This window comes from Marinovum sedimenti, from assembly GCF_054052205.1.
In genome coordinates, this window is record NZ_CM133223.1 from 2,660,876 (window position 1) to 2,675,131 (window position 14,256).

Annotated in this window: 10 protein-coding genes; 4 read left to right on the plus strand and 6 right to left on the minus strand. The window is 61.2% G+C overall.

Annotation, left to right across the window (positions count from 1 at the left end; all coding sequences use genetic code 11):
* The 3 genes from ACW9UO_RS12810 (at window position 1) to ACW9UO_RS12820 (ending at window position 5,198) form a co-directional block, all read left to right on the plus strand.
* Window positions 1-1,191: an aminotransferase class I/II-fold pyridoxal phosphate-dependent enzyme gene (locus ACW9UO_RS12810; RefSeq protein WP_457086190.1), complete on the plus strand. Its 1,191-nt coding sequence runs from the start codon at window positions 1-3 to the stop codon at window positions 1,189-1,191.
* 7 nt (window positions 1,192-1,198) lie between these two features.
* Window positions 1,199-4,423, plus strand: coding sequence for a DNA translocase FtsK (locus ACW9UO_RS12815; RefSeq protein WP_457086191.1), 3,225 nt, complete (start codon window positions 1,199-1,201; stop codon window positions 4,421-4,423).
* A gap of 178 nt (window positions 4,424-4,601) precedes the next feature.
* Entirely contained in the window at window positions 4,602-5,198 is a 597-nt protein-coding gene (locus ACW9UO_RS12820; RefSeq protein ID WP_457086192.1) for a LolA family protein, read from the plus strand.
* A gap of 6 nt (window positions 5,199-5,204) precedes the next feature.
* Here the strand turns inward: ACW9UO_RS12820 and ACW9UO_RS12825 are convergent, their stop codons facing one another.
* The 6 genes from ACW9UO_RS12825 to ACW9UO_RS12850 form a co-directional block, all read right to left on the minus strand.
* Window positions 5,205-5,612, minus strand: coding sequence for a universal stress protein (locus ACW9UO_RS12825; protein WP_457086193.1), 408 nt, complete (start codon window positions 5,610-5,612; stop codon window positions 5,205-5,207).
* A 121-nt stretch (window positions 5,613-5,733) separates the two neighbouring features.
* Complete coding sequence (gene hisD / locus ACW9UO_RS12830) at window positions 5,734-7,041, minus strand: histidinol dehydrogenase (RefSeq protein WP_457086194.1); 1,308 nt, start codon at window positions 7,039-7,041, stop codon at window positions 5,734-5,736.
* A 12-nt stretch (window positions 7,042-7,053) separates the two neighbouring features.
* On the minus strand, window positions 7,054-8,115 hold the full coding sequence (locus ACW9UO_RS12835; RefSeq protein ID WP_457086195.1) for a DUF475 domain-containing protein: 1,062 nt from the start codon (window positions 8,113-8,115) through the stop codon (window positions 7,054-7,056).
* A 31-nt stretch (window positions 8,116-8,146) separates the two neighbouring features.
* Complete coding sequence (locus ACW9UO_RS12840) at window positions 8,147-10,465, minus strand: TRAP transporter large permease subunit (RefSeq protein WP_457086196.1); 2,319 nt, start codon at window positions 10,463-10,465, stop codon at window positions 8,147-8,149.
* A gap of 80 nt (window positions 10,466-10,545) precedes the next feature.
* The gene (locus tag ACW9UO_RS12845) at window positions 10,546-11,640 is read right to left on the minus strand and encodes a TRAP transporter substrate-binding protein (protein ID WP_457086197.1); all 1,095 of its coding nucleotides are present in this window, start codon (window positions 11,638-11,640) and stop codon (window positions 10,546-10,548) included.
* Between the two features lie 128 nt (window positions 11,641-11,768).
* Window positions 11,769-13,370, minus strand: coding sequence for a GMC family oxidoreductase (locus ACW9UO_RS12850; protein WP_457086198.1), 1,602 nt, complete (start codon window positions 13,368-13,370; stop codon window positions 11,769-11,771).
* A gap of 92 nt (window positions 13,371-13,462) precedes the next feature.
* On the opposite strand from ACW9UO_RS12850, the gene ACW9UO_RS12855 reads away from it, so the two are divergent.
* The gene (locus tag ACW9UO_RS12855; RefSeq protein WP_457086199.1) at window positions 13,463-14,248 is read left to right on the plus strand and encodes an IclR family transcriptional regulator; all 786 of its coding nucleotides are present in this window, start codon (window positions 13,463-13,465) and stop codon (window positions 14,246-14,248) included.
* Window positions 14,249-14,256 lie beyond the last annotated feature (8 nt).

Here is a 14,256-nt window from a genome sequence, read left to right on the forward strand (position 1 = left end):
ATGTTCCCCGAACGGTTTTCGAACCTTCCGGCCTATGCGTTCCCGCGGTTGCGGGCGCTTTTGGACCCCCATGCACCCGCAGCGGCGCATGGGGCCGATGTGCTGCATATGACCATTGGCGAGCCGCAACATGCCTTTCCGGGCTTTGTGGCCGAGGTTATGGCCGAAAATATCGCCGGTTTCGGGAAATATCCGCCAAATGACGGCACGCCCGAGCTGCGCGGCGCGATTTCGGATTGGGCAAAGCGCCGCTACGGCGTGACGCTCGATGCCGAGACGCAGATCATGCCGCTCAATGGGTCGCGCGAGGGGCTGTATAACGCCGCGATGGCGCTTTGCCCCGAGGAAAAGAACGGCCAGCGGCCCATCGTGCTGACCCCGAACCCGTTTTATCAGGTCTATATGATTGCGGCGATTTCTGTCGGGGCCGAGCCGATGTTTGTGCCCGCGACCGAGGCCACCGGGCATTTGCCGGATTACGCCGGACTGCCTGAGGACGTGCTGAACCGGGTGGCGATGGCCTATATCTGCTCGCCCGCCAATCCGCAGGGCGCGATTGCCAGTGCGGACTATTGGCGCGAACTGATCGCTCTGGCCGAACGCTATGATTTCCGCATCATCGCGGATGAATGTTACTCTGAGATCTACCGCGATGCGCCGCCCACCGGCGCGCTGGAGATTGCCGCCGAGATGGGCGCAGACCCCGAGCGGGTGGTGCTGATCAATTCGCTGTCGAAACGCTCGAACCTGCCGGGGCTGCGGTCGGGTTTCATCGCGGGCGGACCGAAAAGCATTGCGCGGGTCAAACAATTGCGCGCCTACTCGGGAACGCCGCTGCCGCTGCCGTTGCAGATGGTCAGCGCGCGGGTTTGGGCCGACGAGGCGCATGTGGTGGAAAACCGCGCGCTCTATCAGGAGAAATACACCGCGGCAGACGAGATTTTCGCCGATGTGCCGGGATACGCCGGTCCAGAGGCGGGATTTTTCCTTTGGTTGCCGGTGAAGGATGGCGAAGACGCTGCTTTGACGGCGTGGCAAGAGACGGCGGTGCGGGTGTTGCCCGGGGCCTATCTGTCGCGCGATGTGGCCGGGGACAATCCGGGCAAAGGATATATCCGGGTCGCCATGGTGGCCCCAATAAAGGACATGTGTCGCGGGCTCACTCGCCTGCGCGATTGTCTGTACAGGTGAGGTAAACATGGCATTTCAGGCACGCGGGCGGGATCCGCTTCTCGACAGCAACACTCAGGCCGCCGTTGAAAAACGTGGCAAGGAGCTTTTCGGAATCGCGCTGATCCTGTTGGGTTTGGCTGCGGCTGCGATGATTGCCTCTTACACACCGGAAGACCCAAGCTGGATGTCGGCCACCGATGCGCCTGTTCAAAACTGGATGGGCCGCGCCGGGGCATCGATTGCCGCGCCGTTGTTCATGATTGTGGGATGGGGAAGCTGGGGGCTGGCCGTCGGGCTGTTGGCCTGGGGCGGGCGCTTTGCGCTGCATCTCGGGTCGGACCGGGCGATGGGCCGCGCGATTTTTGTGCCGATTGCGATTGCTTTGGCCGCCGTTTACGCCGCGACGCTAGTGCCGGGGCCGGAATGGACGCATGCCTTTGGGCTGGGCGGGCTGTTTGGCGATACGGTGCTGGGTTCGGTGCTGACGGCCTTGCCGGTCGGGTCTTCGCTGGTGGTCAAGCTTGCTTCGTTGGTGATGGGCGTGCTGATCCTTTTGGTCGGGGCCTTTGTTTTGGGCTTTACCGTGCCAGAGGTGAAATCCATCGGGCGGTTCCTGTTGCTGGGCGTGATCATGGCGTATGCGACGCTGCTCAAGGTGCTGGGCCGTGGGGCCACAGGCGCGCTGGGCGCGGCACATGTGTTGCAGACCCGCCAGGCCGAACGTCGCGCGCAACGCGAAGAAGAACGCAAACAGGCCGATGATTGGGCCGCACAACAGGCGACGGAAGCCCATGCCGCGATCACGCGGCCTTATGTGCCGCCGGTGCCTGAAGAGGTGCCCGCCTATAGCACGCCGGAAAAACCCAGCTTGCTGGCGCGGATGCCCTCGCTGATCCGGCGCGCTGATCCCGGGCCCGAAGAGATGCCTTCGCCGGAATTGATTGAGATGGCTGGGCCAGATCATGAGGTGGCGATGCCGGGGGAAGACCGGATCAAGGCCAAGATCAGCTCGGTGATCAAGGACCGGGTGCGCCGCAGCCCCGAGGTTCAGATTGAATCAGTTGCGCCGCTGACCAAGGGTCGTGGACGTGGCCCCGATCCGCTTATCTTCCGGGATGTGCCCCGGACGCCGGCGGCCCCGGTCACGAAAGCCGAACCGCCGCTGACCGCGTCGTATCCTGCGCATGGCACACACACCGATGAGCCGCCGCTGACCGCCCCCGCGCAGGGCCACGCCGAGCCGCGACTGAGTGCCGAGGCCCCGCGCCCTGCGGCCCCTGCGCCGCGACTGAACGCTGCCGAACCGCGCCCCGCCGCCGCGGCACCGCGCGTGAATGCGGTTGAGCCGCGCATATCCGCCGCTGCCGCACCGCGCGCTGCTGCGCCGATGCCGGAATCAGCCCCCATTGCGCCGATCATGGCGGCAGATCCGATGGCGACCCCTGTTCCTGCGCCGACGGCCCCCGTGGCCGAGCTTGCCGAGCCTGACTATGACCGCGACCCGGTGAATATCTTTGCCGAAGACGGTTCAGGGTATCTTAACTCGGGCGACGAAGACGATTACGATGTGACCGAGGCCGATATGGCGCCCTCCGCCGCCTATACGCCGACCCGGATTCCCACCGCCGAACCCAAGAAAGTGGTGCAGCAAACGGTGCGCAAAGCCGCGCCCATGTCGCGGCGTGCCGAGGCCGAAGCCCAACCCAGCCTCGCGTTTGACGACAAGCAAACGGATTATGAGCTGCCGCCGCTGGCGCTGTTGGCGGATCCGACCAATATAGAACGGCATGTGCTGTCCGACGACGCGCTGGAAGAGAACGCGCGGATGCTGGAATCGGTGCTTGATGACTATGGCGTCAAGGGCGAGATCGTCTCGGTTCGCCCCGGCCCGGTTGTCACCATGTACGAGCTTGAACCTGCGCCGGGCCTCAAGGCGAGCCGGGTGATTGGCCTTGCTGACGATATTGCACGCTCGATGTCGGCGCTGTCTGCGCGGGTGTCGACGGTGCCGGGCCGCAGCGTGATCGGTATCGAACTGCCGAACGAAAAGCGCGAAATGGTCTCCTTCCGCGAGATCCTGTCAGGCCGCGATTATGGCGATGGCAACCGGTCGCTGCCGCTGGCACTGGGCAAGAACATTGGCGGCGAGCCGATGGTGGCCAACTTGGCCAAGATGCCTCACCTTCTGATTGCCGGTACCACGGGGTCGGGTAAGTCGGTGGCGATCAACACGATGATCCTGTCGCTGCTGTACAAGCTCACGCCCGACGATCTGCGGCTGGTGATGATCGATCCCAAGATGCTGGAACTCTCGGTCTATGACGGCATTCCGCACCTGCTGTCCCCGGTTGTGACCGACCCCAAAAAGGCGGTTGTTGCGCTGAAATGGGTCGTGGGCGAGATGGAAGAGCGCTATCGCAAGATGTCCAAGATGGGCGTGCGCAACATCGACGGCTACAACAGCCGGGTCAAAGACGCGCTCGACAAGGGCGAGCTGTTCAGCCGCACCGTGCAGACCGGCTTTGACGATGACACCGGCGAGCCAGTTTTCGAGACCGATGAATTCAAGCCGGTCAAAATGCCCTATATCGTGGTGATCGTCGACGAGATGGCCGACCTGATGATGGTGGCAGGCAAGGAAATCGAAGCCTGTATCCAACGGCTTGCCCAGATGGCGCGGGCCTCTGGTATCCACCTGATCATGGCGACACAGCGCCCCTCGGTTGATGTGATCACCGGCACGATCAAAGCCAACTTCCCGACGCGGATTTCGTTTCAGGTTACCTCGAAGATCGACAGCCGCACCATTCTGGGCGAGCAGGGGGCCGAACAGCTTTTGGGCATGGGTGACATGCTTTACATGGCGGGCGGGGCGAAAATCACCCGCTGTCACGGGCCGTTCTGTTCGGATGAGGAGGTTGAGGAAATCGTCAACCACCTCAAGGCCTTTGGCCCGCCGTCTTATGTGTCTGGCGTGGTGCAGGGCCCGGATGACGACAAGGCCGAAAACATCGATGCGGTGCTGGGGCTGAACACCGGTGGCAACACCGGCGGCGAAGATGCGCTGTATGATCAAGCGGTTGCCATCGTGATCAAGGACCGCAAATGTTCGACGTCTTACATCCAGCGCAAGCTGGCCATCGGCTATAACAAAGCCGCGCGGCTGGTCGAACAAATGGAAGACGAGGGCGTTGTGTCGTCGGCCAACCATGTCGGGAAACGCGAAATTCTGGTGCCCGAGCAGGCGTGATTTGGCCCAATCGGGCCCGATCTGTCCGGGTTTCTCACGCTCAATTGAGCAAAACCCCGCGAGGGTGATTTGCCTACGTGGGGGTGCGCCCCTACATCTATACGCAAGTGACGTGATATCGCATAACAACGCGGTTTGCGTCATGCTTGGTGAAACGAAACCAGTGAGACATAGAGTAATGCGTGCATTCAAGACCCTGATTCTGGCGCTGGGCGTATCCCTCGCCGCGCTTCCCGCCGCCGCCGAAAAGCTGTCGCTTGGGCAGTTGTCGGGCTATCTTAACCAGATGAAACAGGCCAAAGGCGCCTTCACCCAGATCAACGACGACGGCACCATTTCTACCGGTGACATCTCGATCAGACGGCCGGGCATGGTGCGGTTTGACTATAACCCGCCGGCCAAAGCGCTGGTGCTGGCCTCGGCGGGCGAGGTGGCGATCTTTGACCGCAAAACGCGGCAAGCGCCGGATCGCTATCCGCTGCGCGATACGCCGCTGAACCTGATCCTCGACAACAACGTTGATCTTGCGCGCTCCGGCATGGTGACCAAGCACAGCTATGACGGCACCTCGACAACCGTGCGCGCGCGCGATCCCAAGCGCCCGGAAATCGGCACAATTGATCTGGTGTTCACCGCCAACCCGGTTGAGCTTCGCCAGTGGGTGATCAACGATGATGGCGGCGGCAAGACGACCGTGATTCTTGGCGAACTCGACAAGAACGCGCGCCTGCCGCACAACATTTTCTCGATCGTGCGCGAGATTGAGAACCGCTAACGCCTGTCAGGTCCGAAACACATGCACGGCACAGGGCGCGTGTCGCACGACGCGCGCCGCTGTGGACCCGAGCAGGTAATCGCTGAAATCCGGTTTATGCGAGCCGATCACAATGCAATCAATCGCGTGTTGCGAGGCATATTCCACAATCGTGCGATAGGTATGCCCGCGCACGATCTCGGCCGTCACACCGTCAAGGTGGGCGGTCTTTTCATTGAGCAGCGCCTGCGCGCGCTCAAACCCCTGTCGGATCGCGTCTTTGCCCAGATAGGCGCTGGCGGTTGAGGGCGGGGCCTCGACCACGTGAATGGCCTTGATCTGGCCGCCGGGGTTGCACAGCAGCTTGGCAATCTCAAGCATCTGCGGCGAGATGCCGTGATCAAGCGCCATGGCGACGAGTAGCTTGTTGTACATGCGGGTCTCCTTTGCTGGCTTAAAGCGTTACGCGAATTGCCTGCGATACCAATCATCCCCTAACGCGTTATAATCTTTGCTTTCAGGCAGTGTCAGGGGATCTAGGTTGTTCGCATAAGGCTTAGTCTTGCCCGGTCAGATCGAAGGTTTCATCGGGGAAATACTTGGCCAAACGCACATCGGCGGCGCGGGCGTGGCCTTCCATCCCTTCGAGCCGGGAAATGCGGGCGGTCGCCTCGGCCACGGGCTTTGACCCTTCGCGGGTCGCGCGCTGCCAAGTGACGATCTTCAGGTATTTGTGCACCGACAGCCCGCCGGTGTAATTCGCGGCGCGCGAGGTGGGCAAAACGTGGTTGGTGCCGGCGGCCTTGTCGCCATATGACACGGTGGTTTCCTCGCCCAAAAACAGCGAGCCATAACAGGTGAGACGGTCGAGCCACCAATCGGGGTCGGCGGCCTGCACGGTCAGGTGCTCGGGGGCGTATTCATCGGAACAGGCGGCCATGCCTTCGCGGTTTTCACACAGGATCACCTCGGCATAGTCGCGCCATGCGGCGGCGGCGTTGTCGCGGTTCAGCTCGGGCAGATCGGCGATCATTCCGGGGATATAGGCCATGACCGCTTCGGCCAGCGCGCGGTTGTCCGTCACCAGCCAGACCGGCGAATTGTAGCCATGTTCGGCCTGACTGACGAGATCGGTGGCAACGATATGCGCATCGGCCGCGCCATCGGCAAGGATCAGACTGTCGGTCGGACCGGCGATCATATCAATGCCAACGCGGCCAAACAGGATGCGCTTGGCCTCGGCCACGAACTGATTGCCGGGGCCGACAAGGATGTTGGCAGGCGGCAGGCCGAACAACCCGTAGGTCATCGCCGCGACGCCCTGCACCCCGCCCATCGCCATGATCTTGTCCGCGCCGCAAATATGCGCCGCATAGACAATTGCAGGATTGACGCCGACGCCGGGGCGGGGCGGGGAACAGGCGGTGATGTGCTTGCAGCCCGCGACCTTGGCAGTGGTCACCGTCATGATGGCGCTGGCAATGTGGCTATAGCGCCCGCCGGGCACATAACAGCCCGCCGCCGCCACCGGGATCGCCTTCTGCCCGGTGACAAAGCCCGGCGTCAGCTCGGTTTTGACATCGCTGAGGGTGCTTTTCTGCAACTCGGCAAACTTGCGTACGTTGTCATGGGCAAAGCGGATGTCGGCTTTGATCTTGTCCGACACCTGCGCGCAGGCCGCTTCAATCTCGTCCGGCGTCAGCAGGACGTTGCCATCGTATTTGTCAAATTTCGCTGCATACTCAAGCGCTTTGGCGTCGCCGCCCGCCTCGATATCGGCAAGGATGCCCTTCACCACCGCGTGGGTTTCCACCTCAGTCGTTTCCGGCGTGAGATCAGCCTTTTTCAGATATTCGCGGGGCATGCACCGATCCTTTTAAGCTTTGGTCTGTCTGTCTTCGCGCCGATTGTGACGCACCGAAGAGTAAAGCGCCAACCCGATCAGCGCGACGCCGACAAAGCCGGTGATCGTCTCCGGCACATGGGTCAGCGATTGCAGGAACATGATCAGCGACAGCGCAAAAATCGAATAAAAGGCACCGTGTTCCAGATAGAGGAATTGTTTCAGCGTGCCCTTGTCGACCAGCATGATGGTCATCGACCGCACGTACATCGCGCCGACCCCCAGACCGATGGCAATCAGGATGATGTTCGAGGTGAGGGCGAAGGCCCCGATCACGCCGTCGAAAGAAAAGCTCGCGTCCAGCACTTCGAGATAGAGGAACGCGCCCATGCCACCGCGGGCGGCGTCGTGGTTTTTCTCGCTTTCGCTGCGGTCGAGGTAGGTGCCCAGCCCGTCGACCATGGTGAATACCAGCAAGCCCATGATCGACGACAGCAGGAACGTGGCCTGTTGATCGGCGGGCAGGGCGCGGGCGATCAGCACAACGATGACCAGCACAAAGGCAATTTCAAAACCGCGCACCGAGCCCCATTTGCGCAAGCGCCGCTCGACCACGCCGATCCAGTCGATGGATTTGTCCTGATCGACAAAGAAGTTCAGCGCCACCATCATCAGAAAGGTGCCGCCAAAGGCCGCGATTGAGCCATGTGCGCCGGAAATGATCCGCGAATACTCTTCTGGGTCTGCGAGCGCGAGGCGCACCGCCTCAAACGGATTTACCCATGCGAAAATCGCCACGATGGCCAGCGGAAACACGATCCGCATGCCGAACACCGCGATCAGAATGCCCCAGGTCAGGAAACGCTGCCGCCAGACCGGTGTCATCTCCTCAAGCTTGTTGGCGTTGACGATGGCATTGTCGAACGACAGCGCAATCTCCAGCGTGGCCAGCACGATGCCGATCAACAGAAAGGACATCACGCCGTTCACCGTGCCAACCGTCGCCCAGCCAAGCCAGCCGGACAGGGCGATGCCGATGGCCGTCACGATCAGCGGCCAGAACAGGTAGGACAATATCGAACGCGGCTGGGTCATGGGGCTTTACCTTTGTGCGCGGTCGGGCCGATCAGTTGGCGTAGATGTAATTCGGCAGCCACAGCGCGATTTGCGGGAAGACGAAGATCAGGATCAACCCGATCAGTTGAATCACCATGAACTGCATCATGCCCAGGTAAATGTCACGTAAATCCCATTCCGGAACCACCCCTTTCAGGAAATAGGCCGACAGCGCCACGGGCGGAGAAAGCCACGCGGTCTGAAGATTGACTGCGACCAATATCGCGAACCAGATCATCAGGTCGTTGCGGTTCTCAAACCCGAGGTCGAGCGAGGTGACGGTGGGAATCAGGATCGGCACGATGATCAGCACGATCGGCACCCATTCCAGCGGCCAGCCGAGCAGGAAGATCAGCGCCATGATCAGCATCAGGATCAGCACCGGCGACATATCGAGCGACAAAAGCAGCTCGGTCAGCATCTTGGGCGTGCCAAGGTTGGAAAACACCGCGCCAAAGAAGTTCGACGCCGCGACGAGGAACATGATCAACACGGTGATCTCAAGGCTTTTGATCAGTGCATCGTAAAGGCCGGGGATGGTGAATTTGCGATAGAGCATCGAGAGCAGCACCGCGCCGAACGCGCCGCAGGCCGAGGCTTCGGCAGGGGTGGCCCAGCCTGCCAGGATCGAGCCGAGGGCAAAGGCAATAAGCACGGTGGGCGGCACGAGGCCCATGAAGAACTCATACCAGAGGTCGGAGAAATAAAAGCCGCCGGGGCGGATTTTGCGCATCCAGACATAAACCGCGAACATCACGCCGATCCATGCCAGCGGCACAATCAGCCCGCCCAAAAAGAAGCCAAACCCATGGGTCAGGCCACGGGTGATCAGCCAGATCAGGATGACCAGCGAGGCCATGACAAGGATGACTTCGAGCAGGTAAAACCGCGATGTGACGGGCTGTTCTTCGGGCGGCAGGATCGGCCCGAGGCTGGGGTTAAGCCAACAGCGGCCCAGCGCATACAGCAGATACAGCCCGGCCAGCATCACGCCGGGGAGGATCGCGGCGCGGAAGAGGTCTGTCACCGGGACTTCGAGCACCGGACCCATGACGATCAGCATGATCGACGGCGGGATCAGGATGCCAAGCGTGCCGCCAGCGGTGATGGTGCCCGCCGCAAGCCGCACATCATAGCCCGATTTGTTCATCGTGCGGGCGGCCATAATGCCAAGGATCGTGACGGACGCGCCAACAATGCCGGTGGCGGCGGCAAAGATGGTCGAGACGAACAGCACCGCGATGAATAGCGCGCCTCGGGTGCGGCTCATCATCATCTGCACCGCTTGGAACAGGCGTTCCATCAGCCCGGCTTTCTCCATCACGATGCCCATAAAGATGAACAGCGGCACCGCAACCAGTTGATCTGACAGCATCACCGAGTTGGTTTGCAACGTCATCAGAAAGGTGGCGAGTTTGAAATTCGCGCCCCATGTGCCGAAAACAAAGCCAAGGAAGATCAGGGTGAACGAGATCGGGAATCCGATGAAAATGGCGAACAGCATCACCGCGAGCATAATCAACCCGATGGTGGGTTTGGCGACGTTGAACAGGCCTTCGCGGCCAAAGGCGTCTTTCCACCAGTCCGAAATCGGCACGATATCCGGGAAGAACACCGCGCCGGTGACGATGGCCAAAGCGACGCCGTAAAACGGCAGGATGCGCAGGAATTTGGCCTCGCGGTCCTTGCCCATCTTGTGAAAGGCGCGGAACAGTTCGGGCAGGCCTTGCAGCAATAAAAGGAAGGCCCCGACCGGCATCGCCAGACGCGCGGGCCAGAGCAGCGGGGCCCAGGTGCTGTCGCTGGCCTGTTCGCCGGACAGAAAGGCCTTGAGCCAGTATTCCGTTGAAACCCAAGTGAAAAACAGCATCGCGGGGATGTAGAACGCCATGTAGAGCACGGCGTCGACGGTGGCCTGCGTCTTGTCCGACCAGTTGCGATAAAGGAAATCGGCGCGGATGTGGACGCCGCGCATCAGCGCATAGCCAGCGGCGGCCATGAACAGTACACCGCCGAGCATGCGGGCAATGTCATAGACCCAGAGCGTTGGGCCAAAGCCCCAGGCAATTGCCTGTTCGTTCATGCCGTTTTCGGTCAGCACGGCGAACATATTGCGCGAAAACACCTCGTATACGATGGCGAGGATCAGCGGGATCATCAGCACGCAGATGATGCGCCCGGCCCAAAGGTTGATCACGTCGATGGTGGCGGTGATCGGACGCTGCCACGGGGTCATATCGCTTGGCGTCTGGCCGGGCTCTTCGGCGCGGCGTTCAGCGATCAACTCATCCGTGATGTCGAGTGCGTCGGGAATTACCTCGTCGGCCATGCGACCCGTCCCTGTCTTGTCTTTGGCGTATAAGCGAAAGCCCCGGACGGGCCGGGGCTTTCATCAGGTTTCGGACCTGATTATTTCAGGCTATCGGCAAAAGCCCGGCCTAGGTTGGCATTTGAGGTCTGTGCCCCGGCCCAGAAGGGCACCGCAACCGCGGCGAAATCCTTCTGGCTTTGCCAAACTTCGGCAAAAAACTCGTTATCGGCAGCATTGGATTCGAGTGCCGCCTTAGCCGCTGCCATATACTCGGTAAAATAGTCCTTGGGGGTGTCGTGCAGGATGACGCCATGATTTTCGGTCAGGTCTTTCAACGCCTTGCCGTTTTCATAGATCCGATAGGACATGGATTTCGACAGCGAGGCATTTGCCGCCACTTCCAGCGCCTTTTTCTCCAGATCGGTCAGCCCTTCGTACACATCACCGTTGATATAGAGATCGGCGTTCACCACGACCTGGTGCAGACCTTGCAGGTAGTAGTGCTTCAGCACCTTCTGGAAACCGAACACAGAGTCCGGCTTGGGGCAGCACCATTCCGCCGCATCAATCGTGCCTTTTTCCAGCGCGGGAAGGATGTCCCCGCCGCCCATCGCCACCGAAGCGACACCGATGTCTTTGTAGGTCTGGCCGGGGATGCCCGGAGGCGTGCGGAAGCGGTATTTGCGGAAATCCGCCATGCTTTCAATCGGTTCCTTGAACCAGCCCAGCGCCTCGGGGCCAACTGGCTGGAGCATGAAGCCTTTGACGTTCATGCCCATCTCGTCCCACAGTTGGTCATACAGCTCTTTGCCGCCGCCATATTGGAACCACGAGACAAAGGCGATGTTGTCGATGCCGACGCCAGCGCCTGCAACGGGCGAGCCGAACAGCATCGCCGCCGGGTGCTTGCCCGACCAATAGTGCGTCCAGGCAAAGCCGCCCTCGATCAGCCCGCTGTCGACCGCATCCAATGTCTCGCGTACGCCGACAACCGCGCCTGCGGGCAGCACTTCGATCGTGAGCGACCCGCCGGTCAGCGCCGCGACGTCTGCGGCGAAATCCTCGAGCATATGCACCTCGTCGGCCTGCGCCGGGATCACCGATTGCACGCGAATGGTGGTTTGGGCCAGACCAGCAGTTGCCGTCAGGGCCAAGGCCGCGGCACCCATTGCCAATGTCTTGAGATTGAACATCAATTCTCCTCCCTTGATGTGTTGCCCCCGGTCTATTTATTCTCAAGCACAAGGTGAAGGCGACCTTGGCTGTTTTCGTATCCCGATGACCCCCCTCCCAAAGGGCCACCGGAATTCCTGTGGGGCCGTCAGGCCCGCGCGTCTTGCAAAATGAAATCACTCGCGCGTTCGCCGATCATGATCGCGGGCGCGTTGGTGTTGCCACTGACAATCTGCGGCATGATCGAGGCATCGGCCACGCGCAATCCGCGTATGCCATGTACCCGAAGGCGGGGGTCGACCACTGCCATCGGGTCGATGCCCATCTTGCAGGTGCCGGTGGGGTGATAAATCGTGGTCGCGGTGCGGCGGGCCCAGTCCAGCGTTGCGGCGGTGTCCTCGAACGCCACGCCTTTGCCCGGCGCGTGCTCTTCGGTGATGTGGTCGCGCAGCGGGCCAGTGCGGGCGATGCGGCGGGCGATCTGGATGCCTTTGACCAGCGTGCGCCGGTCGGTTTCGGTGGCAAGGTAATTGGGGTGGATCGCCGGATGGTCATCAATACTGGCGGATTGCAGCTCGAGATGGCCGGTGCTTTCGGGGCGCAGTTGCAAGACCGAGGCGGTGAAGGCGGAAAACTTATGTGCGCCCTCTGCCGGGCTGTCGGCGCTGAACGGCTGGATGTGAAACTGGATATCGGGGGTCGCCAGATGCGGCTCGGTCTTTAGGAAACCTGTGCCGAGGCTGGCGGCCATTGTCATCGGGCCGCACTGGGTCAGCGCATATTGCAGCGCGATCCGAAGCTGTTTGCGGACATTGTTGGCTTCGACATTGATCGTGCTGAGATCGGTTTTGAACACCGGGCGGGCCTGTAGATGGTCCTGAAGGTTGCGGCCAACGCCCTTGAGATCGGCGAGCAACTCGATGCCATGCGGGCGCAGTGCATCGACATCGCCAATGCCCGACAACATCAGGATCTGCGGCGAGCCAATGGCCCCGGCGCTCAGGATCACTTCGCGGCGGGCAAAAATGTCGACGAATTTGCCCTTGATGCGGGCGCGCACGCCGTCGGCCTTGCCATCGGTGATCAACAGCTTTTCGGTCACGGCACCGGTGAGGATATGCAGGTTCTTGCGCCCGCGCGCCGGGCGAAGATAGGCGGCGGCCGAAGAACAGCGGCGGCCGCGTTTCATCGTCAGCTGGAAATATCCCACGCCTTCCTGATCGGCACCGTTGTAATCGGGCGTCTTGCGATAGCCGGCCTGTTGCGCCGCCTCGATCCAGTGATCGACAATGTCGCGCCGCAGCCGCGAGGTTTGCACCGACAGTGGGCCATCGCGCCCCCGCAGACCGTCGGGGTTTTCGCCGCCCCAGGTTTCGGCCCGTTTGAAGCAGGGTAGCACATCATCCCAGCCCCAGCCGGTGCAGCCCGCCTGCGCCCAGCCATTATAATCCTGCGGTTGCCCGCGCACATAAAGCAGCCCGTTGATCGAGCTTGATCCGCCAAGAACACGCCCACGCGGCCAGGGAATCGAACGCCCGGCAATGCCGCGATCCGGCTCGGTGCGATACCGCCAATCCGAGCGCGGATTGCCCATCGTGCGAAAGTAGCCCACCGGGATATGGATCCACGGATTCGTATCGCGCGGGCCAGCCTCCAGCAGGGCGACCGCAAAGCGACCGTCCTCTGACAGGCGGTTCGCAAGGGCACAGCCTGCTGAACCTGCGCCGACGATGACGAAATCGTACTCCATAAGCCTCCGAAAGTGAAATTAATGAGACTTTTGGTCTCGATTTTTGGGTCGAGTGCAGGCTACAGTGATTCGCAGGCAAGTCCATAAACAATTTGAGCAAGAAGACACAAATGGCCGACGGCGCGCGGATACCGACCAACCTCAGAACACTGCTGATCCTTGAAATTCTTGGGAAAAGTGACCGTGCGATGACGGCCACCGAGATCAACGAGGGCCTTGGTTTGCCAAAGCAGACCATCCATCGGCTCTGTGCCACGCTCGAGGAAAACGGCTTTTTAACGCAATATGGCAGCGACAGAAGGTATCAGGTGTCGCGGCGTTTGCGCGAGCTTGGGACCGGGCTGCTGTACAACTCACGCGACCATATCGAGATCCACCAGATCCTTCAGGAGGTGTCGCACGAGGTCGAAGAGACGGTCAATTTTGTGCGCCCCGGCGACAACGGCATGAAGTATATCGACCGGGTCGAGACCGATTGGGCCTTTCGCATCCAGCTGCCGATTGGCACCCACGTGCCGTTTCATTGCACCGCCAGCGGCAAATGTTTTTTGTCCAGTCTCGCCCCCGACGCGCGCAACCGGTTTGTCACGTCGTTGAAGTTGATAAGCATGACCGAAAAGACGATGACCGATCCAGAGCCGCTGTTGGCCGAGCTAGAGACAATCCGCGAAAACGGCTACTCTCTCGACCGTGAGGAATTCCTCGATGGCATGGTGGCGATTGCGGTGCCGGTTACCGATCCGGCGGGGCGGTTTATCGCCGCGATTGCGGTGCATGCGCCCAAGGTGCGGATGACCCTCGACGAGGCGATGGGGCGCAAGGGGCTGTTGCAGGGGGCCGCAATCCGCCTATGCGACACCCTGTTTCCCACGGCCTGAGCGACGGC